The sequence below is a fragment of the Undibacterium sp. TJN25 genome (genome assembly GCF_049339885.1).
Taxonomy (GTDB): domain Bacteria; phylum Pseudomonadota; class Gammaproteobacteria; order Burkholderiales; family Burkholderiaceae_D; genus Undibacterium.
The window spans coordinates 340,279-361,489 of record NZ_JBMPPM010000002.1 but is presented as its reverse complement, the minus strand read 5'-3'; the positions used below and the strand labels follow the sequence as shown (position 1 = coordinate 361,489).

22 protein-coding genes are annotated in these 21,211 nt (G+C 58.7%); 6 read left to right on the top strand and 16 right to left on the bottom strand.

Annotated elements, in window-relative coordinates; all coding sequences use genetic code 11:
- Positions 1-30 precede the first annotated feature (30 nt).
- The 7 genes from ACO0LO_RS05300 to ACO0LO_RS05270 form a co-directional block, all read right to left on the bottom strand.
- On the bottom strand, positions 31-408 hold the full coding sequence (locus ACO0LO_RS05300) for a VOC family protein (RefSeq protein ID WP_422963158.1): 378 nt from the start codon (positions 406-408) through the stop codon (positions 31-33).
- Positions 409-548: 140 nt separating this feature from the next.
- On the bottom strand, positions 549-1,709 hold the full coding sequence (locus ACO0LO_RS05295) for an IS30 family transposase (protein ID WP_422963157.1): 1,161 nt from the start codon (positions 1,707-1,709) through the stop codon (positions 549-551).
- A gap of 87 nt (positions 1,710-1,796) precedes the next feature.
- Complete coding sequence (locus tag ACO0LO_RS05290; RefSeq protein WP_422963156.1) at positions 1,797-2,204, bottom strand: lysozyme inhibitor LprI family protein; 408 nt, start codon at positions 2,202-2,204, stop codon at positions 1,797-1,799.
- Positions 2,205-2,297: 93 nt separating this feature from the next.
- Complete coding sequence (locus tag ACO0LO_RS05285) at positions 2,298-2,711, bottom strand: hypothetical protein (protein ID WP_422963155.1); 414 nt, start codon at positions 2,709-2,711, stop codon at positions 2,298-2,300.
- A 566-nt stretch (positions 2,712-3,277) separates the two neighbouring features.
- Positions 3,278-3,619, bottom strand: coding sequence for a YciI family protein (locus ACO0LO_RS05280; protein WP_422963154.1), 342 nt, complete (start codon positions 3,617-3,619; stop codon positions 3,278-3,280).
- Positions 3,620-3,848: 229 nt separating this feature from the next.
- Positions 3,849-4,382 carry a TetR/AcrR family transcriptional regulator gene (locus ACO0LO_RS05275; protein WP_422963153.1) on the bottom strand — a complete coding sequence of 178 codons (534 nt, stop codon included), beginning with the start codon at positions 4,380-4,382 and terminating at the stop codon, positions 3,849-3,851.
- A gap of 127 nt (positions 4,383-4,509) precedes the next feature.
- On the bottom strand, positions 4,510-5,421 hold the full coding sequence (locus ACO0LO_RS05270) for a LysR family transcriptional regulator (protein WP_422963152.1): 912 nt from the start codon (positions 5,419-5,421) through the stop codon (positions 4,510-4,512).
- A 141-nt stretch (positions 5,422-5,562) separates the two neighbouring features.
- On the opposite strand from ACO0LO_RS05270, the gene ACO0LO_RS05265 reads away from it, so the two are divergent.
- Positions 5,563-6,426, top strand: a complete 864-nt coding sequence (locus ACO0LO_RS05265) for an NmrA family NAD(P)-binding protein (RefSeq protein WP_422963151.1) — start codon at positions 5,563-5,565, stop codon at positions 6,424-6,426.
- Between the two features lie 49 nt (positions 6,427-6,475).
- On the opposite strand, the gene ACO0LO_RS05260 is transcribed toward ACO0LO_RS05265, so the two are convergent.
- From ACO0LO_RS05260 to ACO0LO_RS05245, 4 genes are all read right to left on the bottom strand, one after another.
- The gene (locus ACO0LO_RS05260) at positions 6,476-7,240 is read right to left on the bottom strand and encodes a 3-oxoacyl-ACP reductase family protein (RefSeq protein ID WP_422963150.1); all 765 of its coding nucleotides are present in this window, start codon (positions 7,238-7,240) and stop codon (positions 6,476-6,478) included.
- Positions 7,241-7,420: 180 nt separating this feature from the next.
- Positions 7,421-7,846: a nuclear transport factor 2 family protein gene (locus ACO0LO_RS05255; RefSeq protein ID WP_422963149.1), complete on the bottom strand. Its 426-nt coding sequence runs from the start codon at positions 7,844-7,846 to the stop codon at positions 7,421-7,423.
- Between the two features lie 221 nt (positions 7,847-8,067).
- A complete protein-coding gene (locus tag ACO0LO_RS05250) occupies positions 8,068-10,206 on the bottom strand; it encodes a M13 family metallopeptidase (protein ID WP_422963148.1) in 2,139 nt (712 codons plus the stop codon).
- Positions 10,207-10,361: 155 nt separating this feature from the next.
- Positions 10,362-11,003 (bottom strand): glutathione S-transferase family protein, encoded by a 642-nt coding sequence (locus tag ACO0LO_RS05245; RefSeq protein ID WP_422963147.1) that lies wholly within the window; start codon positions 11,001-11,003, stop codon positions 10,362-10,364.
- A 187-nt stretch (positions 11,004-11,190) separates the two neighbouring features.
- Between ACO0LO_RS05245 and ada the strand changes: the two genes are divergently transcribed.
- The 3 genes from ada to ACO0LO_RS05230 all read left to right on the top strand — a co-directional run bounded on the left by ada (position 11,191) and on the right by ACO0LO_RS05230 (position 13,815).
- Positions 11,191-12,300, top strand: coding sequence for a bifunctional DNA-binding transcriptional regulator/O6-methylguanine-DNA methyltransferase Ada (gene ada, locus ACO0LO_RS05240; RefSeq protein ID WP_422963481.1), 1,110 nt, complete (start codon positions 11,191-11,193; stop codon positions 12,298-12,300).
- Entirely contained in the window at positions 12,297-13,040 is a 744-nt protein-coding gene (locus ACO0LO_RS05235; RefSeq protein ID WP_422963146.1) for a 2OG-Fe(II) oxygenase, read from the top strand. Before ada ends, ACO0LO_RS05235 begins: the two co-directional genes overlap by 4 nt.
- Positions 13,041-13,167: 127 nt before the next feature.
- The gene (locus tag ACO0LO_RS05230) at positions 13,168-13,815 is read left to right on the top strand and encodes a DNA-3-methyladenine glycosylase family protein (RefSeq protein ID WP_422963145.1); all 648 of its coding nucleotides are present in this window, start codon (positions 13,168-13,170) and stop codon (positions 13,813-13,815) included.
- Here ACO0LO_RS05230 and ACO0LO_RS05225 read toward each other — a convergent pair.
- Positions 13,812-15,137: a diaminopropionate ammonia-lyase gene (locus ACO0LO_RS05225; RefSeq protein ID WP_422963144.1), complete on the bottom strand. Its 1,326-nt coding sequence runs from the start codon at positions 15,135-15,137 to the stop codon at positions 13,812-13,814. The two genes, ACO0LO_RS05230 and ACO0LO_RS05225, sit on opposite strands and share 4 nt — an antisense overlap.
- An 11-nt stretch (positions 15,138-15,148) precedes the next feature.
- Positions 15,149-16,315, bottom strand: a complete 1,167-nt coding sequence (locus tag ACO0LO_RS05220; protein ID WP_422963143.1) for a M20 aminoacylase family protein — start codon at positions 16,313-16,315, stop codon at positions 15,149-15,151.
- 180 nt (positions 16,316-16,495) lie between these two features.
- On the opposite strand from ACO0LO_RS05220, the gene ACO0LO_RS05215 reads away from it, so the two are divergent.
- Together ACO0LO_RS05215 and ACO0LO_RS05210 are read left to right on the top strand one after the other, a co-directional pair.
- On the top strand, positions 16,496-16,972 hold the full coding sequence (locus ACO0LO_RS05215; RefSeq protein ID WP_422963142.1) for an Lrp/AsnC family transcriptional regulator: 477 nt from the start codon (positions 16,496-16,498) through the stop codon (positions 16,970-16,972).
- A gap of 214 nt (positions 16,973-17,186) precedes the next feature.
- On the top strand, positions 17,187-18,215 hold the full coding sequence (locus ACO0LO_RS05210; RefSeq protein ID WP_422963141.1) for an LLM class flavin-dependent oxidoreductase: 1,029 nt from the start codon (positions 17,187-17,189) through the stop codon (positions 18,213-18,215).
- 54 nt (positions 18,216-18,269) lie between these two features.
- On the opposite strand, the gene ACO0LO_RS05205 is transcribed toward ACO0LO_RS05210, so the two are convergent.
- The 3 genes from ACO0LO_RS05205 to ACO0LO_RS05195 form a co-directional block, all read right to left on the bottom strand.
- Positions 18,270-19,064, bottom strand: coding sequence for an SDR family NAD(P)-dependent oxidoreductase (locus ACO0LO_RS05205; RefSeq protein WP_422963140.1), 795 nt, complete (start codon positions 19,062-19,064; stop codon positions 18,270-18,272).
- A gap of 147 nt (positions 19,065-19,211) precedes the next feature.
- Complete coding sequence (locus ACO0LO_RS05200) at positions 19,212-19,925, bottom strand: alpha/beta hydrolase (RefSeq protein WP_422963139.1); 714 nt, start codon at positions 19,923-19,925, stop codon at positions 19,212-19,214.
- 194 nt (positions 19,926-20,119) lie between these two features.
- A complete protein-coding gene (locus tag ACO0LO_RS05195; RefSeq protein ID WP_422963138.1) occupies positions 20,120-21,190 on the bottom strand; it encodes an NAD(P)H-dependent flavin oxidoreductase in 1,071 nt (356 codons plus the stop codon).
- Positions 21,191-21,211: the final 21 nt, after the last annotated feature.

Below are 21,211 nucleotides of genomic sequence, written 5' to 3'. Positions count from 1 at the left end.
GACGCTGAAGAGTAGATGCCGCGAAGGCGCTTAGGGTTCGTAAGCCCGGATCTCCAGCAAGTGCTTGTTGGGATCATTGAAGTATAGCGTCGGGGCCGGCCCCCGCGCCCCCGATTCCTGCCCGGGCCCGGTGTTGGTGCCGACCGAATCAAACGAGGGACCAAACGCAACCCCCGCAGCCTTGATCCGCTCGAATATGCTATCGAACTCAGCCCTGGACACGGAAAACGCATAGTGCTCAAACCCCGGCGTACCCCACGGCGCGAGTTGCAACTGAAAGTCCGGCCCCACCCTGATGACGGTGAACGGGCCGTCTTTTCCTTCTTCGACAAACCCGAGCACGCCGGTGTAGAACGCAACACTGGCTTCGAGGTCGTTAACTTTCAAGATAAGGTGGTCGAGGTTCATGGTGAGAGTTCTCCTGGATACCTGAGTACTTCTATTTACGTATGTATCATACTAAATAGAACGTCGATTGAGGGGTAGTTCTTGCATGGTGCAAATGCTTGGGCATCGCTTTGCCTCAATGTCTGCTTGCACCTGCGGATTCAACCGGCCGACGCAACAGCTTGGTGAAATCGTTGGGCGGGTGTTTCGTAGTTTAGCGTCTTTCTAGGGCGCTCGTTCAATCGCCTCGCCACGGCATTGAGTTTCGTCTGCGAGTAATTCGAAAGATCAAGGCCCTTGGGGAAATACTGCCTCAATAGCCCATTTGTATTTTCATTCGACCCACGTTGCCAGGGATTCTGAGGGTCGCAGAAATAAACCCGGATGTCGGTGGCCAACGTGAAACGCTTGTGGCCGTGCATTTCTGTACCTCGATCCCATGTCAACGATTTGTAGAGTTCCTGCGGCAATTTATGAGCGTTCTTGATCAGCGCATTGATGACCGTCTCGGTATCCTTGCCGGGGGCCTTCACCAGCATCACGTAACGCGTCTGGCGCTCGACAAGAGTGGCAATCTGGCTGTTATGGCTGCCAAACAGCAGGTCACCTTCCCAGTGCCCGGGTACCGCTCGATCTTCTACCGTGGCCGGGCGCTCGCTGATCGACACCGCGTCGACAATTCTGCCGTGATCACCCGTCTTCTGCGTGTGATGGCGTGAGCGGCGCATTGCTCGGGTACGGCGTAAATGCGCCAGCAGTTCCTTCTTCAACGCGCCTCGGGCCTGGATATAGAGGCTGCGATAGATGGTCTCGTGTGACACCTGATAGTCCTCGTCGTCAGCGTAAGTCTGCTTCAGCCATCCGGCGATCTGCTCCGGTGACCACTGCAATCGGAGCTTGCTGGCTACGATGCGCGCCAGCACCCGGTTCGTTATTAGTTTACAGGACTTGGGACGTCGTGCTCGATCCCAGGCGCCTTGGTCGGTCTCACTCGCCCGATAGCCTTCCTGACCGCCATTGCGCTTAATCTCTCGGCTGATGGTCGACGGCGCTCTCCCGAGAAACATGGCAATCGAACGGATCGACTGTCCTGCGACCATTGCGCGCGATATTTCTTCGCATTCAGCTAAAGTCAGCGCCAACCGGGAACGGCATCGCTGTGCCGGTCGTATACCGCCCGAATCAGCTAGAATCCGTTGTATGGAGGAATGGTTTCGATCAAACAGCTGGGCGATCTGCTGAAGAGACTCGCCTTGCCGCCAACGCTCCCACATCAACGCCTTCTGGCTTTCCGTGTAATAGATTCGAGGTCTTTGTTTCATCGCAACACTCCTCCTGCTTGTACAGTTTATAGTGTGTTGCGTCGGCCGGTTGAATCCGCAGCCGATTCCTGCTATCGAACTTTGCAATTAAGGCTCAGGCAAAGTCGCCGGCGTCGAATCGACATACGTGAGATAAGCGGACCAAATGTCGTGTGTTCTTTCTTGTGTCAAATCAATCATACACTGCAGTGAGACGCGATATCGATAGGTCCCTCGAAGCCAATATGTATAGACGTCGCCACATTGAGCCGACCTGTAACTGAGCCATGCCTTCTGCGCAACATCGAGTGATAGCTCGATGGTTTGGTCTTCCGCGATGCGCGCCTTTGCTGCTTCAATATACTTAGCTAGTTTCTCGTCTGCCTTATCAACTTCTGCTGACATGCACTGCCTATCTTCGATGTCATCTTTCGGGTCATAGCAGACCGCATCTTTCGCACTAGCTGCGGTGAGAACGAAGCTAAAAACAAGTCCCACAACAAAACGTGCTGGCATGTTCACCCTTAACAAATAACAAACCGCATTGGCCGATTCTGGCCGTATACACTCATTCGAGAATGAAGGACGGTGGTAAGACATTTTGCCCAACTATTGGCTAATCCTTCTCAATTTCATTTTCTTTTCACCATCTGGACCAAGCATACCGTTAGAGAAATTTCCGATTAGCCATTTCCCCTGTAAAAACCCTGTGAAATCTCCCTCCCCATAGCATGACTTCGGCAAATCAAAATGTAAGGTGCTTCCAACGATGGTTGCCTCGATTAAACATGGATTTTGAGCGACTCCCTCAAATTCCTGAAGCAAAACATAAACTCGTGATGACGCCTGAATAATTTGAATGCGCCAACCTACTAATTCGCTTTCACTACTTACTAGTTTTACGTTCGTGTATATCTCGTTTCCGTAATCAGAAGTTCCAGTCGTCGCGGATTGTGCGGTTTTAGTACCAAGTAAGCCTAAGGAAAAAAACAAAATGAGAAAAAAATAGTTACGAGTATTCATAATAAATCTTTGATTTCCAAACTAAAAAATCACCTCTAATATTTATCTGAACTACTTGAGTGCGGTTAGAAATTTCGAACGTCCGCATCTGGCCGGAAGCAGATACTACTCTTTTTGATTCAAACTTTTTTTTCCCCCGCCTGAGAAATTAAAAACGTTTTCACCTCGTTTGAACCACGCCCAAGTTCCATAGGCCCCATATAAGCAAACGAGTGGGAGGAGTATCGAATCCCACCAATGAAGCTGAGAATAGTTGAACATCCCATAGATAGAGGCCACAAACATAATTGGTCCGACGATAAACGGCGGCAACCATTTTTCCCAGGGCAAAAGCCACATTCCTAAATTCCTTCGAACAAACGATACGGATTCAATTTTTCTTTTCCTGAATGGCCATTTCTAGCCATAAGCCGACAACGTCCGCTTATGGCCGTTAGCAGACGCCCCAAAGCGGCCTCTGGGCATCGTCGGGCAGTCGACTCTAGCCTGAGTTAAGCCGAGCGCGAAGCGGGCTCGGTGAGAATCAATTGTGAGGCCGCACTTGCCGCACCATTTCAGTGTTGCCTTCAGGACTGCGGATCGAACCCGAAGACGCGCAGTTCCTGGTCGCAGCGACAAGCCTTGGCGATGCGCGCCGCCCACGTGATGGCCTCATCGCGCGAAGGCAGCTCCAACACGGTGAAGCCGCCGTCGAGCGTAGGCGCCCAAGAATAGCCACCCATTGCAACCGCGCCGTCAGCGGAGACGAGGACGGGCGGCACGCCTTCGTCGATTCCACCGGCGAAGACGTAAACACCGGCGGCTTTCGCCTCTTCAATCACAGCGTGTGCATCGCGGCCCACCGCTTCCAATTCGCCATCGGGAACAAGCATCGCCGCGCTTGGAAAAGAGATCAGATACTTGGCCATGGTGCTCCTTCTGGGGATTGATGGCGGTCGTGAAGCCTGTGTAAGGCCTAACGTTAAGCGGACATCCTGGCAATGCCGATTGTGATTAAAAGTATGACGTATAAATCCGCCTTGATCAATCACCACCTCTTGGAGGTTGTCAATGTTCGAGACAAAACCTCCAAAATCCTGCGGTTTCACAGCGATGTCCGGGCAGCGACAAGGCAGGCCTAGAGCACAAGTTCGCCGCTCAGGCGTTTTTCAGGCTTTCCAGCGCAAAGTCGGCAACGGCAAACAGGTCTTGCTGGCTGGCGCCTCCCTTGGCGCTAACTTTGAGGCCGAGCAAGGTGGAGGCGATGAATTTGGCGGCGACCCTGGGTTGTAGCAAGGGTTTGATTTCGCCTTTTTGCTGGCCGTCGGTGATGACGCGTTCCAGTGTGGATTCCAGCAGCATGCCGCTGGAGGCGAGGATGCGGTTGACGTCTTCATCGAGCTGGCCGAATTCGGAAACGGCGCTGACACCCATGCAGCCCTTGGCCTGATGCTCGGCACTGCCGGTGGCGATTTGCAGCAGCACGCCGCGGATGGCCTGCAGAGAAGACTCTGCACGCATGCACAGCAGCAAGTTGCCGATGCTGTCGCTGACATACAGCTGCAGCGCCTCCAAGTACAGTTGGCGCTTGTCGCCGAAGGTGTCGTACATGCTTTGCCGGCCTATGCCCATGCCCGCCAGCAGATCGTCGGTGGACGTGGCTTCAAAGCCTTTTTTCCAAAAGACTTCCATTGCTTTCCGCACCGCTTCTTCGCGGCTGAATTCTTTTTTTCTTGCCATGGCGGGACTATAGAATTAATGGACTGCTCTGTCAATATTGAACGCATGATGGGCGATAGCGCCCTGCCCGGTTTCTGCTTCAGGCGGCGCGGCTCAGCGAAGTGACAAAATCGAGGAAGGCGCCGACCTTGGCCGGCGGCAGGTGCCGCGACGGATACAGCGCGTAGAGCGGAAAACGCTCATCCGGCCATTCTTTCAGTATCTGCACCATGCTGCCGTCTTTCAGATAATCTTCCACCCCCAGCGCCATTACCTGCGCCACGCCATGGCCAGAGCGGCAGATGCCATGCATCGTGCGCACATCGTTGATGATGAGCCGGCCCGGCATGGCCACGCGCGTTACGCTTTTGCCTTTGTGAAATTCCCATGGGAAGGGTTTGCCGGTTTCCGGGTCGCGGTACTGGATGCAGATATGTTCGGGCTTGGCCAGGTCCGCGGGCGTCTTGGGCGTGCCATGCTTTTTCAGGTAGGCGGGAGAAGCCACCGTCAGTATCTTCGTGTCCAACAGTTTGCGCGCCACCAGCGTGGACGATTGCGGCTGGCCGAAGCGCACGGCGACGTCGAAGCCGTCTGCGACCAGGTCGCCCATCTGGTCACGCGTGATAATTTCCAGCTCCAGCTCCGGATAGCCGGTGACGAAGTCGCCCAGATGCGGCGCCAGTATCAGCTGCGAGAAAAAAGGATCGGCATTGACGCGCAGGCGGCCACGCACGGCAACGGCCGCGCCCGACACCAGGCTGGCCGCCTGCTCCATGCCGGCCAGCAGCGGCGTGATATGCTCGTGGAAGCGGCGGCCCTCATCCGTCAGCTTGACCGACCTCGTGGTGCGGTCAAACAGGCGCGCACCCAGTCGGCTCTCCAGCCTGGCAATGGCGCGGCTGACGCCGGGCGGCGTCATATCCAGCACTTCGGCGGCGCGCACGAAGCTGCCGGTATCGACGACCGCGGCAAATACACCCATGCCGCCGGCCAGACGGGCATCAAAGCTCATAACATCCGCTCCATTTGCAATTTCATATTAGTAATTCCGCGTCACTTATCAAGTAACACTGATGCTATCGCATAATGCAATGCAAGCATAGATAATTCTCTCCAACGCGGCAACCGCTGCTTTCTTTACGAGGGAATGATCATGATCACCATAATGGGAATTACCGGCCAGGTCGGCAGTGCCTTGGCCGGCAAGCTGCTGGCGGACGGCCAACAGGTACGCGCCATCGTCCGCGATACCGTGAAAGCCGGCTCCTGGGCAAAACAGGGCTGCGAGCTGGCGCTTGCCGATGCCAACGATGCCGATGCACTGGCGACGGCCTTTGCCGGCTCCGACTCGGTCTTCATCCTGCTGCCGCCGAATTTCGCGCCATCCAAAGGATTTCCGGAAACGCGCCGCATCGTCGATGCGCTGCATGCCGCACTGAAAAAGGCAAACCCGAAAAAGGTCGTCTGCCTGTCCACGATAGGCGCGCAGGCTACGCAAGACAACCTGCTGAACCAGTTGCAGATGATGGAAAAAAGCTTTGCGGACCTGACCATGCCGGTCGCCTTCATTCGCGCAGCCTGGTTCATGGAAAACTTCATCTGGGATATCGACCCGGCAGAAACAACCGGCACTATCCCCAGCTTCTTGCAGCCGCTGGACAAGCCGGTGCCGATGATTGCCACCCGCGATATCGCCACCGTTGCGGCGCGGCTGCTGCAAGAAGACTGGAGCGGCCACCGCGTCATAGAACTGGAAGGCGCCCGCATCACACCTGAGCAGATCGCAGCCGACTTCAGCCGCCTGCTGGACAAACCGGTGCAGATGCAGGTCATTGCGCGCGACGCCTGGGAAGGCATCTTCCAATCCCAGGGCATTGCCTACCCGCTACCACGCATGCAGATGCTGGACGGCTTCAACGAAGGCTGGATCGAGTTTGAAGGCAACCACACCGAACACTTGACAGGCACCACCACCTTTGCAGAGGTCATGGCGGAGAAGCTGCAGTCAATGAACTGACCGCGCCGGATACCTGCCGCCTTTCCCGCCCTGCAAATCGGGGATGCGGTCAGGCCAGGTAACCGCCGTCTATGCTCAGGCTAGCACCGGTGACGAAGCCGGCTTCCGGGCTGGCCAGGTAAGCGACCATGCCGGCAATCTCGTCATCCTTGCCCAGGCGGCCCAGGGGCACCAGCGCTTTGATCATGTCCACATGCGGGCCGTCGGCCGGTGTCATGTCGGTTGCCGTGGGGCCGGGCTGCACATTATTGACGGTGATGCCGCGCGGCGCCAGATCCAGCGCCAGCCCGCGCACCAGGCCGGCAACCGCCGATTTTGTCATGCCGTACACGCTGGCGCCGGGGAAGGCGGTGCGGTTTGCGACCACACTGCCTATCGTGATGATGCGGCCGCCCTCTTTCATATGCGGCACCGCCGCCTTGGCGGCAACAAATACCGGACGCACATTCACCGCCAGCATGCGGTCAAAATCTTCCTGCGAAAACTCGTCCACCGTGCCGCGCAGCAGGATGCCGGCATTGTTGACCAGTATATCCAGGCCGCCGAACGCTTTTACCGTTTCTGCCACCGCCGCCTGCACGGCTGCTGCATCTGCGCTGTCTGCCTGGATGGCGAGGGCGCGGCCGCCCGCAGCAACGATGGATTCCGCCAGTTCCTGCGCCGGCTTGGGGGAACTGGCATAAGTGAACGCCACTGTGGCGCCATCCCGCGCCAGCCGCCGGACGACAGCCGCGCCTATGCCGCGCGAACCGCCAGCAACGAGTGCGACTTTGTTAGTGAAAATGTTTGTGCCCGATGTGATGTCTGTAGTCATGAGAGTATTCCCCGGTTATCTGCAGGTCATATTTGGACTATTTAGTCCAAATATGACCAAAAAAAGGGACCGACACGGAATCGGCCCAAACTTGCTAGGGGAAACTTTATCAACTACAGACTGATCAGTCAAGAATAAATTTTCATTTTCTTAAATGAGGTTTTTATGGGTCTCACCAAATCAATATGCGGCAACGGCCAGTTTGGGGTCGATCTGCCAGGTTTCATTGACCAGTTTATTGTCGCGATAAGTGAGCACGTAGCGCACCTTGATCGTGCTCTTGCCTTCGAACAATACGTTGGCAACGACGGTCGCCCCTTTTGGATTGGCGGACTCTTCCAGGCTGCCTATGCTTACTTTCAGCGCACCGGCAGCTTTCATGAATTTCTCCCATGTACCGCGGATACTATCGGCACCGGCATAGCCGCCATCCAGCGGGCCGCCTATCCAGTTCAATTGCGCATTGTCGGCATAGGTGCGCATCAGCACCGCCATGTCGCCGGAGCCTATGGCGGCAAAATGCGTCTGCGCTTCAGAGGCAGGGGTGGCAAAGGCGCTGCCCAGGGAAGCGGAAAAAATGGCGGCGGCGAATAGAACCTGTTTCATCGTGTTGCTCCTGTAATGTCATTCATTGTGTGATGCAGACGTGGTGTGCGTCTGCGGCTTGCAATGAGGTAAACAGGAATACACGCGTTCTATTCCATACGGAAGCAAATATTTTTCGGCGATACGCGTTTCAGGCAGCTGACAGCAGGTAACCGGGTCCAATAAAAAAGGGCCCGCAGATGAATAAACGGGCCCTTTTGTGCGACAGAATTAATCCAGCCTTACCAGACCCTTATCCTGTCTTTGGGTTCCAGGTACAGTTCCTGGCCGGGCTTGACGTCGAAGGCAGAATACCAGGCATCGATATTGCGCACAGTGGCTGCGCGGTACTGGTCCGGCGCATGGCCGTTGGTGGCGATCTGCTTGCGCAGTGCCGGCTCGCGCGACTTGTTACGCCAGCTCTGCGCAAAGCCGATGAAGAACTGCCTGTCCTGCTCCTGCTGCGCAGCGGGGTCTGTCTTAGTGCCGGATGCCGTGCGGTAGGCGTCATAGGCTGCCGCCAGGCCGGCCAGGTCGGCGATGTTTTCGCTCAGCGTCTGCTGGCCGTTAACCGCCACGTCAGCAAACGGACGGTAAGCGGAATACTGCGCCACCAGCGCGGCGGACGACGCATTGAAATGCGCCAGATCGGCCGGCGTCCACCAGTCGCGCAGGCGGCCCTGTGCATCGAACTGGCTGCCGGTATTGTCGAAGCTATGACTGATCTCATGCCCTATCACCGCGCCTATGGAACCGTAATTCACTGCGTCGGAAGCAGCGGGATCAAAGAAAGGCGGCTGCAGGATGCCGGCCGGGAAGTCCAGCGCATTTTGCAGCGGCATGTTAACCGCGTTGACGATTTGCGCCGGCATGCACCACTCTTTCTTGTCCACCGGGCGGCCCAGCTTGGACAAGGCCGCCTGATAGTTAAACGCCTCCGCGCGGGAAACATTGCCCAGCGCATCATCCGGCACTACCTGCAGGCCGGCATAGCTGCGCCAAGTTTCCGGATAGCCAACGCCGACGTACAGGGTTTTCAGCTTGGCGCGCGCCTGGGCCTTGGTGGCGGGCGCCATCCAGTCCAGCTGCGCAATGCGGCGGTCGAACGCGCCGATGATATTGCCCACCATGCCCTGAATGCGGGCCTTGGCTGCCGCAGAAAAATATTTTTCTACATACATGTGGCCGATTGCATCGCGTAATGCCGTATTGCTGGCATCCAGCGCCCTTCGGGAACGTGCAGCCTGCTGCGGAGTGCCCGTCAACGTCGTACCGTAGAACGCAAAATTCTGGTCTGCAAAGGCTTTCGGCAGCACCGGCGAAAAATGGTTGAGCAGGTGAAAGCTCAGGTAATCCTTCCAGACCGCCAGCGGCGCGCTGTCCACCAGTGCCGCCGCCCCCGTTACCGCACTGGGTTGCCACACGATGTAGCTGCCCTGGCGGTTCAGGCTGGCGCCGGCAAAAAATTCATTCCAGTCCAGGCCTGGCGCTTTCTGGTCGAAATCCTTGCGGCTCCAGGTATTGTTGGCCTTGACCACGTCTTCCGAATCTTCCAGGCTGGCGTGGCTCTGGGCGATCTGTCTTTCCAGTTCAAAAATCTTCACCGCGCGCTGCTCGGCATCGGCAAATCCAGCCAGCTTCAGCACGATCAGGATATGCGTCAGGTATTTTCCGCGCTGTTCCGTCACCTTGGGATTAATGGAAAGATAATAGTCACGGTCCGGCATACCCAAGCCGCCTTGCAGCAGATAAGGCCTGTTGCGCGTGGGCTCTTTCAAACCCTGCACAACCCACAGGCCGAACAGGTTCTCGGTATAGAAATTGGTTGCGTTGAGCGGATCGACGTCGGCACGTACATTGCCGCCCAGCACCCTCGCCAGCTGGCGCTTGTCGGAGATGGCATCGATACGCTCCAGCGACGCTTTCAGTGGCGCCAGACCTTTCGCCTCTATGCCGGCTTCGTTCATGTAGGCTGCATAAAAATCGGCGGCCTTGCGCTGATCCGGCCCGGCCTTGCCGCCGGCGTTCAACTGCTCCAGCAGCTTGATGACGCGCTGGTTGGTTTCTTCGGCAAGAATACTCCCGGCGCCCCAGCTGCTGCGGTCTTCGGGGATGGCGGTGCCATCCATCCAGGTGCCATTGGCATAGTTGTAAAAATCATTTCCCGGCAGCTCATCCTGCTTGATGGCATTCAGCGGGTTCGCCGTCTGAACAGAGGCGGGATCCTGGGTCGCTGCCATTGCAGCATGCGGCATCACCAGCAGTGCCGCGCATCCCACGCTGCATGCGGCAATATACTGGGCCGTCCTTCTAAAAAAAGGTATTTTTTGCTGCAATACTGCGCGGGTGGCGTGCGGCATCAAACCGGGGAATATGTGCATGATCATCCTTGGGTAGGCGCTGCCGGTATTTATGCTATAGAAAACACCGGCAAATGGGTATCTGTAAATTGCAGAAAGGATTATACCGGTGAATGCCTTCCGTAAATCATGCGTTCCATGACCCTGACAAGCGTGCAAAATTTCCTCGCCGGGCCCTACGGCAGTTCTTTTGCAGAATGCGGGTCGATGGAATACGGATGAACTTCATCCAGATAGTTTTCCTGCGATTTGACGCGCGCTATCCAGCGCTGCACATGCGGGTAGTCGCGCAGGGGCAGGCCGGCATCTTCCGCCAGATGCACATACGCAAACAGCGACATATCCGCGATTGTGTAAGTATCGGCCACAAAAAATCGCCGCTCCTGCAGCTCGCGGTTCATTATCTGCAAGACTTTCAGCGAGCCCGCTCGCTTGCCGCTGACAACACTTTCCGGCCGCCGCGCCAGCTTGCCCGTCATCGTCCAGTGCCTCAGCGTGGCGATGGTGGCTTGCACGTAGTCGCCTTCAAAAGACATCCATTGCCATACCTTGGCCTGCTCGAAAATGTCTTGCGGCAGGAAACGGCTATGCTGCGCCAGATAAAACAGGATGGCATTGGATTCCGCCAGCACACGGCCGTCTTCCAGCCGGATGGCCGGCACTGCTCCACCAGGGTTGACCGCCAAAAATGCCGGCGTCTGGCCCTGCCCTTCAAAAATGCTGATAAGCTCTTTTGTATAGTCTTGCTGCAACTGTCTGAGCAATAAACGGATTTTGTAGGCATTCTGCGAGGGCAGATAATCGTACAGCGTGATCATGGGTATTCCCTGGATAAGTTTGAGGAATAAACTATAGGCTCCGCCTACCCTGAAATCTCCCCGGTTCTTGCTGTTGAATCGAAAGAGAATAAATGGATTCAAAAGCAAGAATCGAAGTTCGACGGCAAAAAGGAGCCGCTAACATGTATCCATCAACAGTTCACCAGGGATGCATATCATGAACAAAATGACCAATTACGCCGATGATGCCGATGAAACAGGCAACCATACCGGCAACTATGCCGGCGACGCCGCGCGCTGGACTGCGGTGCAGGCCAGGGACGCCGGCGCGGATGGCAGTTTTTATTACGCGGTGCGCACCACCGGCGTGTATTGCCGCCCTTCCTGCGCTTCGCGGCCTGCGCGGCGCGAAAACCTTTCCTTTTTCGATCATGGCGCCGATGCCGAAGCCGCAGGCTTCCGTCCTTGCAAGCGCTGCAAGCCGGACCAGCCAGCGCTGCCCGAGCAGTATGCCGCGACCGTCGCCAAGGCTTGCCGGCTGATAGAGACGGCGGACCAGCTGCCCAGCCTGCCGCAGCTGGCCGAGGCCATGGGCATGAGCCAGTATCATTTTCACCGTATATTCAAATCGGTGACCGGGCTGACGCCCAAAGCCTATGCCACTGCACATCGCGGCAAACGGGTGCGCGAGGAGCTGGGCCGCACCGACACCGTCACCCAGGCCATCTACGACGCCGGTTTCAATTCCAACGGCCGCTTTTACGCCAGCTCCACGCAAGTGCTTGGCATGACGCCGAAACGCTTCCGGGCCGGCGGCAGGGATACCGAGATTCGCTTCGCGCTGGGCGAATGTTCGCTGGGCAGCATCTTGGTCGCGGCAACCGGCCAGGGCGTATGCTCCATTTTGCTGGGGGATGACCCGGACACGCTGATCGAGGAGCTGCAGGACAGCTTTCCGCGCGCAGCGCTGGTGGGCGGCGATACGGAATTCGAACAGCTGGTGTCGCGCGTGGTCGGCTTTGTGGAAGCGCCGGCACTGGGGCTGGATTTGCCGCTGGATGTGCGCGGCACCGCCTTCCAGCAGCGCGTATGGCAGGCCCTGCGGGAAATCCCCGCAGGCAGCACCGTCAGCTACAGCGACGTCGCACAGCGCATAGGTTCGCCGAAATCCATGCGGGCCGTGGCGCAGGCCTGCGCAGCAAACAATATTGCCGTGGCGATCCCCTGCCACCGCGTGGTGCGCAATGACGGCGCCTTGTCCGGCTACCGCTGGGGCGTGGAACGCAAGCGCAGCCTGCTGGACAAGGAAGCGGCCGACATGGGCAAGCCATTATGAGCGCAGCGGTAGATACGCCAGCTACCGGCGAATTCGGCAATGAGATTGCAGTCGGCCTGCTGGACTGGCAGCAGATCAGCGACGATCTGGATGGGCAAGGCTATGCGATGATCCCCGGCCTGTTGTCGGCGATACAGTGCCGGTCCATTGCGGCGCTGTATGCGGATGATGCACCATTCCGCAGCCGCGTCGTGATGGAAAGACATGGTTTCGGCCGTGGCGAATATAAATATTTCAACTATCCGCTACCGGACCTGGTGGCCGGCATGCGGGAAGCGCTGTATGCGCCATTGAGCTCCATCGCAAACCGCTGGAACAAGGCAATGGGCATGGACGTGCAATACCCGGCGAAGCATGCCGGTTTCCTGCAGCGTTGCCATGCGGCGGGGCAAACCCGGCCGACACCCTTGCTGCTGCAGTACGGCGCGGGCGACTATAACTGCCTGCATCAGGATCTTTATGGAGAGCACGTGTTTCCGCTGCAAGTGGCTATCCTGTTGTCCGAGCCAGGGGCAGATTTCGACGGCGGCGAGTTTGTCATGACCGAACAGCGCCCACGCATGCAGTCGCGCCCTGCTGTCGTGCCCTTGCGGCAAGGCGATGCCGTCGTGTTTGCCGTGCACCACAGACCCGTGCAGGGCACCCGCGGCACTTATCGCGTCAACCTGCGCCATGGTGTCAGCGTGCTGCGCCGCGGCCAGAGGCACACGCTGGGAATCATCTTCCATGATGCGCAGTGAAGGGACCGACAGTAACGTAACGCCCGCGACGCTGACCTGCCGCACCAGCGCAGCGAAAAAGAGCTGCCGGCAACGGCCGTGACGGAGATTGAGTACAATCTCCGCACTCAATTGAAACCGGAATTCCATGCCTAAAAAAGACGTCCCTTCCGCCAGCGCCCATCTGGCCGCCATCGACGCCGACTGGGCCGCGCTGGTCCAGCGTATCGGCCCCTGCGGCCTGCAGACCATGCCCGGCCGCGAGCCTTATGAGGCGCTGATACGCGCCATCGCCCACCAGCAGCTGCATGGCAAGGCGGCCGAAGCCATATTGGGACGCTTTGTGGCGATGTATCCGGATGAAGCCTTTCCCTCGCCGGACAGCATCCTGGAGACCGAGCCGGAACTGCTGCGCGCCTGCGGCTTTTCGTTTGCGAAGATTGCCAGCATACGCGGCATTGCAGAAGGCACGGCAGCAGGCGTCGTCCCCACGCGCAAGGCTTCGCAAAAACTCGATGACGAAGAACTGATCGCGCGCCTGGTGTCGCTCAGGGGAGTAGGCCGCTGGACAGTGGAAATGCTGTTGATCTATACGCTGGAACGGCCGGACATCCTGCCGGTGGACGATTTCGGCGTGCGCGAAGGCTGGCGCGTGCTGAAATCGCTGCCGCAGCAACCCAAGCCAAAAGAGCTGGCGCAGATAGGCCTGGCGTGGAGCCCGCACCGTAGCGCTGCGGCGTGGTATCTGTGGCGCGCGGCGGAAAAAGTAAAGCCTGCTATAGACCAAGCGGACTAAGGTCTAGTCATGGCAATGGCGGCATGCTCTTCAGCCTGCTGCCTGACGGCGCCAGCCGCGCGCCCTACGATGCGCTGATACAGTCCGGGATCGGTATCTCCTTCACTGCCTATTACCAGCACGCTGCTGGTCCCGTCCAGGCCCAGTTGCTCCCGCCACGTGGCATCCTGCGCCGCCGCAACAGCACCTACCAGCCCGGCCACGGCGGATTCGCCGGCAACAATCGGCGGATCTCCTAGCCCGCCATCGGCCAGCATTTTCATCGCGAACAGGGCGGACCGGTCGTCAATGGTCTGGAACGCGCTGGCGCCCTGCTCCAGGATGCGCCATGCGAGCGGAGATATTTCGCCGCAGGCCAGGCCGGCCATGACAGTATCCAGTTCACCGTCTATGACGACCGGATGACCGGCAACGGCGCTGTGATACAGACAGGCGGCTCTCTCCGGCTCCACGACCACCAGCCGCGGACGGCGGCTGCCCAGGCTTTCCCAGCAATGCGCACAGACGGCGGCCGCCAGGCCTCCTACGCCGCCTTGCACAAAAATATGCGTGGGCAGATGCTGCGGGTCCGGGCCCATTTTCGGCCCCATTTGCTGCAGGATTTCATCCACCATCACGGTATAGCCCTGCATGACATCGCGCGGCACATCCAGATAACCGGGATAAGACGTGTCCGATACGACAAAATGAGCGTATCGGGCCGAGTCCGCCGCCGCTTGCCGCACCGAGTCGTCATAATTGCCGGCGATGCGCACGACCTGCGCACCATAGGCTTCGATTGCGGCCACGCGGCCGGCGCTGACACCTGCATGCACATAGATGATGCAGCCGCAGCCATAGCGCTGCGCTCCCAAGGCCACAGAACGGCCGTGGTTGCCGTCCGTGGCGCAGCTGACAGTGATGCCGCGGATCAGGCCGGCGTACTCCGGCCGACCCAGTTCGTCCGCGGCAATCTCGTGGCCGGCAAGCCTCGCCACTTCCTTCTGCAACAGCCTGCCCACCGCATAGGCGCCGCCCAGTGCCTTGAAGCTGCCCAAACCGAAACGGCCGGACTCATCCTTGTAGTGAATGCGGCCCAGCCCCACCGCTTCCGCCAGGCCAGGAAGGCTGGCCAGCGGCGTGGCGTGGTAGCCTGCCCACTGCGAAATATGCCGCTGCGCGTCGGCAAAGGATGCCAGTGAAAGCACTTCGCGCATTGCATCGCTGTAAGCCGTATCGGCGGAAGCGCAGCGCGGGTTGGTAAAAAGCGTGCTGTTAATCGGCGGCATGATGACCGGTATGGAAGGATTCATCGTCGGGTCTTCAGGTGTGGTTGAACTCATCGAAGAAGCATTCAGGCGGGCAGCCGCACCCGTGCCAGTTCGGCAAAGTAGCGTGCCCCCGTTTCCAGCACGCGGTCGTTGAAGTCGTAGCTGGAATTGTGTAGCGGCGTGCTACCGTCCTCCTGGTCTGCACCGTTGCCGATGAACACGAAGGCGCCTGGCACTACCTGCAAAAACGCGCCAAAATCCTCTGAAATCATCATCGGCTGGATGCCGGCGTCCACCTTTTCCGCGCCGACGATGTTGGCCGCCGCCTTGACCGCGACGGCCACGCATTCCGGCCAGTTGACCGTGGGAGCGAACTCATGCGTGTATTCAAATTCGCATTCCGCGCCATGCAGCCTGCATACGCCTTCGCTGATCTCGCGCATGCGCTTTTGCAGCAAGGACTGTACTTCCGGCGTGTAGCTGCGCGTATCGCCCTTGATGGTGACGTGGGTAGGAATGGCGTTGCGTATGCCGTCGGTGAGTATTTCCGTGCAGGAGATCACTGCCGGCATGCCGGGGTCAAGGTTGCGGGAGACGATGGTTTGCAGTGCCAGCACGATTTCGGCCGCGATGACGATGGGGTCGATGCCCATGTGCGGCCTGGCCGCATGCGTGCCGCGCCCCTTGATGCGGATGACGAAATTATCCTCGCTGGCCATGATGCCGCCCGTGCGGGTCGCAATATGCCCCGCCGGAATGCCGGGCATATTGTGGGCGCCATAGATTTCATCCACCGGGAAGCGCTTGAACAGGCCGTCGGCCATCATCGCCTTCGCCCCCCTGCCATGCTCTTCCGCCGGCTGGAAGATAAAGCGCACCGTGCCGCTGAAATCCCTGCTTTCGCACAGCAGCCGGGCTGCGCCCAGTACCATTGCCATGTGGCCGTCATGGCCGCAGGCATGCATCTTCCCCGGTGTTTGCGATGCGTATTCACGTTGCGCCACACCCTCGTGGATATTCAGCGCGTCCATGTCGGCGCGCAGTGCGATGACACCAGTGCCATTCCCTGCGCTGAGGCTGGCCACCAGGCCCGTGCCGCCTATGCCGCGGTGAACTTCCAGCCCCATGCCGGACAATGCCTGCGCGACATAGTCGGAGGTCTGCAGCTCCTCGAACCCGGTTTCAGGATGACGGTGCAGATGGTGCCGCCAGGTGACAAGCTGCTGTTGCAAGGCAGGATCGGTATGCATGGTGCGCTCCAGGAGGAAGGTCAACAAGGAATACAGCCAGTATAGGCATCTGCAGCGATACGTTTTCTCAAGCTTGGCACCCGGAATGAGAAAATTTCTCAAAAATTGGCCGTACAATGAAACACTCGCACCATGGGCCGCTATTTCCGCCTATACCTGGACCAAGCTTGGAGAAAAAATATGAACCTGGACCGTCTGGACCGGCAGATATTGAACCTGCTGCAGGAAGATGCAAGCATCTCGCTGAGAAGCCTTGCCGAAAAGCTGCATGCATCCCTGGCCACCTGCCAGCGCCGCATCGCAAGGCTGAAAGCGGAGCGCATCCTGCTGAAGGAAGTGGCAATTGTGGACCGCGACCGCGTAGGCAGGCCGCTGACGGTGTTCGTCTCGGTGGAACTGGAAAAGCAGAATGACTCGCTGCTGAGGGTGTTTGAAAAAAGGATGCTCGCCGAGAAAGATGTGCTGGCTTGCTACGAAGTATCCGGCGAATCGGATTTCCTGCTGATCGTGAATTCGGCGTCGATGGAGAGCTACCATGCGCTGACCCGGCGCGTTTTTTCGTCGCACAACAATGTGCGCAATTTCACCAGCAATTTTGCAATGAACTGCTCCAAGTTCGAAACCAAGATACCGGTGGACGAAGTTGAAGCGGACTGAAGTCCCTCACCGCCGCGCAACTTGTTCCGACAGAAACACAATATATCCCCTTAGCTATCCCCTTACCTATCCCCTTATATTACGCAAGCTCGGCTCCATATGAGAACAACGAAGCCTTTGCTGCGTCCAGGCGCGCAAACTCGCAAAATACGCGCAAAATGGATTGCCTTTATCATCTGCCTTTGACCGAATCCCGCATTATCGAGGAATACGCATGATCCCTTTTTCCGTTTTAGACCTGTCCCCAATCAACCAGGGCGCTACCGCCAGCGATGCCTTCCGCAATACGCTGCGGCTGGCCCAGCAGGCGGAGCAATACGGCTACCAGCGCTTCTGGCTGGCAGAGCACCACAATATGAAGGGCATTGCCAGTGCAGCAACCTCCATCGTCATTGCGCACGTGGCCGGCGGCACCAAGACCATACGCGTAGGTTCCGGCGGCATCATGCTGCCCAACCATGCGCCGCTGGTGATTGCGGAACAGTTCGGCACACTGGAAGCACTGTATCCGGGCCGCATAGACCTGGGGCTGGGGCGAGCGCCCGGCACTGATCGTGCAACGATGCGCGCGCTGCGGCGCGACATGGGTGCGGGGCCTGACCAGTTTCCACAGGACGTGCAGGAATTGCAGGCCTATTTTGAGCCGGCGGAAGCGAACCAGATGATACGGGCAGTGCCGGGCGCAGGCTTGCGGGTGCCGCTGTGGCTGCTAGGCTCCAGTCTGTTCAGCGCGCAGCTGGCGGCTATGCTGGGGCTGCCGTTTGCATTTGCTTCCCATTTCGCGCCGGACATGATGATGCAGGCGCTGGAAATCTACCGCACCCGCTTTGAGCCTTCAGCGCAACTGAAGAAGCCGCATGCCATGCTGACCATCAACGTGCTGGCCGCCGATACCGATGAAGAGGCGCGCCATCAATTCACGTCGCAGCAGCAGGCATTTGTGAACCACCAGCGCGGTACGCCGGGCCAAGTGCCGCCGCCAATCGCAGACTTCAACACCTATTGCTCACCGGCGGAAAGAGCCGGAGTGGACCATACGCTGGGTCAATCCATCGTCGGCTCCGCGGCCACGGTAGAAACCAGGCTGAGGGAATTTTTGGCCAGAACCCAGCCGGACGAACTGATGGTGACCGCGCACATCTTTGATCAGCAGACGCGCCTGCATTCGCTGAAGCTGATTGCTGAAATACGCGACCGCATCAACGCCAGAAAATCACCGCAGCAGGCGCTGGCCGGGCTGTAAAAACCACCAGCGGCCTGGGCGGCGTAGCCTGCCAAGCCGCTGGTACGGTTACACCTAGGCGATCGTATCCACCACGCCGCCATCCACGCGCAGGGCTGCGCCGGTAGTGGCGGAGGCCTGCTGCGAACACACGTACACCACCATGTTGGCTACTTCTTCCGACGTTGCCGTACGCTGGATGATGGAGCTGGAACGGTGTGCCTTCACAAAGGCATTGCCCGCTTCCTGTACGCTGACGCCTGCCTTGGCCGCCGCGTCTTTCAGCATTTCTTCCACGCCTTCCGATAAGGTGGGGCCCGGCAATACCGCATTGACGGTAATGCCGGTGCCGGCCAGGCGCTTTGCCAGGCCGCGCGATACCGACAGGTTGCCTGTCTTGGTAAAGCCATAATGGATCATGTCGGCAGGAATGTTGATGCCGGACTCGGACGACAGGAACACCACCCTGCCCCAGTTGGTTTTTTGCATGCCGGGAACATAGGCGCGCGACAGGCGCACGCCGGACATGACGTTGATTTCAAAGAAACGCGTCCATTCTTCATCCGGAATATCAAAAAAATCTTGCGGCCCGTACACGCCGACATTATTGACCAGGATATCCGCATGCGGCTCCGCCTTCACCAGGGCCGCGCAACCCTCCGCACTACCGACATCGGCTACCGCACCGCGCACGCTGGCGCCGGGCACTTCGGCCTTGATGGCGGCCACGGCCTTGTCCACTGCCTCCTGCTTGCGGCCATTGACGACAACAGTAGCCCCGGTACCGGCCAGCCCCTTGGCGATGGCAAAACCTATGCCCAGCGTGGAACCGGTAACGATGGCGGTTTTATTGCTCAAATCTATTTTCATTTTGCATCCTCCTGAAAGATCAAATGGTGCTTGCACTGGACTTATCTGACGCAGGCCGGTTGGCATCAAGCGGCAGGCACTAAGCATAGACGGTTTTCCCTACTGACGCCGTTTACGTGGCAAATTTTTGGGAGCAGGCTACCAGCGTCAAATTTTCCGCAGGTGGGCAGAAAAAAACTCTGAAATTTTTCTTTCATATTGCGCTTTGCCGTATGCATACAGATCCACGTGGGCCGCTCCCTCTACCATCCATAGGGTTTTGGGTGCATTCGCTCGGGCAAACATGCGCTGGGATTCAGCGGCAGTTGTATGTTGGTCTGCATCGCCAGCGGCAATCAATAAGGGTGCCTTCATGCGGGAAAGCTGGTCTATAGGCCGCAAACTGTCGGACGAAATGCCTAGCCGCAACGGAAACTGCATCAGTAAACCCAGTGCAAGAAAAGGCCCAGCATCGCCCAGATACAACCGCAGCCGATCCTGCACTGCCTCAGCAATGGTTGGGTATACTGATTCCAGCACGACAGCGCTCAGCTCTTCCGCAGGATGTGCGAGCAGGGTCGCAGCACCGCCCAGCGACACACCAATGAGGCCCAGACGCTCCCCCTTTGCTGCAATAGCCAGATAGGAAAGCGACGCATCGACGGCTCTTGCCTCTTCATAACCGAAGGTAATGCGCTCCGCGCGGCTCTCCCCATGTGCTGGCAGATCTATCCACAGCACGGTATATCCGGCGCGATTCAGGAAGCGCGCACGGTCTGTCATCTGCCGCCTGTCACCGCGGACTCCATGCAACAGCAGCACCGCGCCCGAGCCGGGCCGCCCGGGAGCAATCCAGCCTGCCACACTCTCTTTGCCAGGCACGGGAATATCAACTGCGAAAGCAGGCATATCCGCTGGCGGTGCGCCTACGGAATGAAGCGCTGGTCTTGTCAACAACTCTCCCGCCAGGGCCAGCAACACGCAGCCACCGAGCAGTATCAGCGCCAGCACGCCTGCATACCTTATAAAACGGGAAGAACGTATCGTTGCAGGCAAAGGGAGCACACGCAGCCGGATCAAAACAAAGCCTTCGTTTCATCCCACAGCCTGCGCGTCAGCTCGGCCGCCGGAATAGCCCTGGCAATTGCCGCGGCCTGCCCCGCCCAGGCCTGCATGCGCTGCACGTCGCCGGTTTTCAGTGCATCGGCACGCATGGCTGCGGTGAGGCCGCGCTGCACCGGATAAGGCGCGGGTGCGGGAGCGCCTGGCGCCGTAGCGGCCTTGACGTAGCTGGTGGCGATGCTGCGTCCGGCGCGGCCGCTGAAGCCGCGGCTGAGCATGGTGTGTTCGGGTGCGGTCACTGCCAGCGCATCGGCCCAGGCGGGATGGATGCCGGCTTCCGGCGCGCGCAGGAAACCGGTTCCTATCTGCACTGCGCTTGCGCCCAGCATCAGCGCCGCCGCCACGCCGCGCGCGTCGCCTATGCCGCCTGTGGCTACTACCGGTATGCTCACTGCATCAACCACCGCCGGCAATAGCGCAAACAGGCCAACCAGCTGTGCCTCCGCCAGCGTGGCATCGAAACAGCCGCGATGGCCGCCTGCCTCCATGCCCTGCGCAACGACGGTATCAGCGCCGGCAGCTTGTGCCGCTTTCGCTTCCGCCACGGTGGAGACATTGGCAAACCAGCGTATGCCGCCGGCTTTCAGCTTTTGCACGAATTCAGGCGGATACAGGCCCATGACGGACGATACGATGGGTGGCCTGGCTGCCAGCAATGCTTCGCACTGGGCGGCAAAATCAGGAGGTTTGGTGTCGGCAGCCTGCTCCGGCACTTCTGGCCCCCAATGGCCGAGAAAATCGCGCAGTTGCGCCTCGTGCGCCGTATCCCTTTTGGGCGCTGGATCGGGTATCCACAAGTTCAGCTGGAACGCGCCTTTGGTGTGGGCGCGCAGTTCGGCAACCCAGGCCGTGATTTCCTCCGGCTCCAGCAGCAAGGCGCCGCAGGCACCCAGGCCGCCGGCTTCGGCGACAGCAATCGACAACGAAGGCGGGCATGCGCCGGCCATGGGGCCCAGCAAGATGGGCAGACGAAGCTGGAAACGCGCGCAGAAATCGTCAACGCGGGAAAAGATGGCGGCAGACATGATCCGTCCTTTTCAGGAGTG

Excerpts from the sequence above, each read along its gene's own strand:
- ACO0LO_RS05300 (WP_422963158.1), bottom strand. The coding sequence starts at position 408 with ATGAACCTCGACCACCTTATCTTGAAAGTTAACGACCTCGAAGCCAGT.
- ACO0LO_RS05295 (WP_422963157.1), bottom strand. The coding sequence starts at position 1,709 with ATGAAACAAAGACCTCGAATCTATTACACGGAAAGCCAGAAGGCGTTG.
- ACO0LO_RS05290 (WP_422963156.1), bottom strand. The coding sequence starts at position 2,204 with ATGCCAGCACGTTTTGTTGTGGGACTTGTTTTTAGCTTCGTTCTCACC.
- ACO0LO_RS05285 (WP_422963155.1), bottom strand. The coding sequence starts at position 2,711 with ATGAATACTCGTAACTATTTTTTTCTCATTTTGTTTTTTTCCTTAGGC.
- ACO0LO_RS05280 (WP_422963154.1), bottom strand. The coding sequence starts at position 3,619 with ATGGCCAAGTATCTGATCTCTTTTCCAAGCGCGGCGATGCTTGTTCCC.
- ACO0LO_RS05275 (WP_422963153.1), bottom strand. The coding sequence starts at position 4,382 with ATGGAAGTCTTTTGGAAAAAAGGCTTTGAAGCCACGTCCACCGACGAT.
- ACO0LO_RS05270 (WP_422963152.1), bottom strand. The coding sequence starts at position 5,421 with ATGAGCTTTGATGCCCGTCTGGCCGGCGGCATGGGTGTATTTGCCGCG.
- ACO0LO_RS05265 (WP_422963151.1), top strand. The coding sequence starts at position 5,563 with ATGATCACCATAATGGGAATTACCGGCCAGGTCGGCAGTGCCTTGGCC.
- ACO0LO_RS05260 (WP_422963150.1), bottom strand. The coding sequence starts at position 7,240 with ATGACTACAGACATCACATCGGGCACAAACATTTTCACTAACAAAGTC.
- ACO0LO_RS05255 (WP_422963149.1), bottom strand. The coding sequence starts at position 7,846 with ATGAAACAGGTTCTATTCGCCGCCGCCATTTTTTCCGCTTCCCTGGGC.
- ACO0LO_RS05250 (WP_422963148.1), bottom strand. The coding sequence starts at position 10,206 with ATGCACATATTCCCCGGTTTGATGCCGCACGCCACCCGCGCAGTATTG.
- ACO0LO_RS05245 (WP_422963147.1), bottom strand. The coding sequence starts at position 11,003 with ATGATCACGCTGTACGATTATCTGCCCTCGCAGAATGCCTACAAAATC.
- ada (WP_422963481.1), top strand. The coding sequence starts at position 11,191 with ATGACCAATTACGCCGATGATGCCGATGAAACAGGCAACCATACCGGC.
- ACO0LO_RS05235 (WP_422963146.1), top strand. The coding sequence starts at position 12,297 with ATGAGCGCAGCGGTAGATACGCCAGCTACCGGCGAATTCGGCAATGAG.
- ACO0LO_RS05230 (WP_422963145.1), top strand. The coding sequence starts at position 13,168 with ATGCCTAAAAAAGACGTCCCTTCCGCCAGCGCCCATCTGGCCGCCATC.
- ACO0LO_RS05225 (WP_422963144.1), bottom strand. The coding sequence starts at position 15,137 with ATGAGTTCAACCACACCTGAAGACCCGACGATGAATCCTTCCATACCG.
- ACO0LO_RS05220 (WP_422963143.1), bottom strand. The coding sequence starts at position 16,315 with ATGCATACCGATCCTGCCTTGCAACAGCAGCTTGTCACCTGGCGGCAC.
- ACO0LO_RS05215 (WP_422963142.1), top strand. The coding sequence starts at position 16,496 with ATGAACCTGGACCGTCTGGACCGGCAGATATTGAACCTGCTGCAGGAA.
- ACO0LO_RS05210 (WP_422963141.1), top strand. The coding sequence starts at position 17,187 with ATGATCCCTTTTTCCGTTTTAGACCTGTCCCCAATCAACCAGGGCGCT.
- ACO0LO_RS05205 (WP_422963140.1), bottom strand. The coding sequence starts at position 19,064 with ATGAAAATAGATTTGAGCAATAAAACCGCCATCGTTACCGGTTCCACG.
- ACO0LO_RS05195 (WP_422963138.1), bottom strand. The coding sequence starts at position 21,190 with ATGTCTGCCGCCATCTTTTCCCGCGTTGACGATTTCTGCGCGCGTTTC.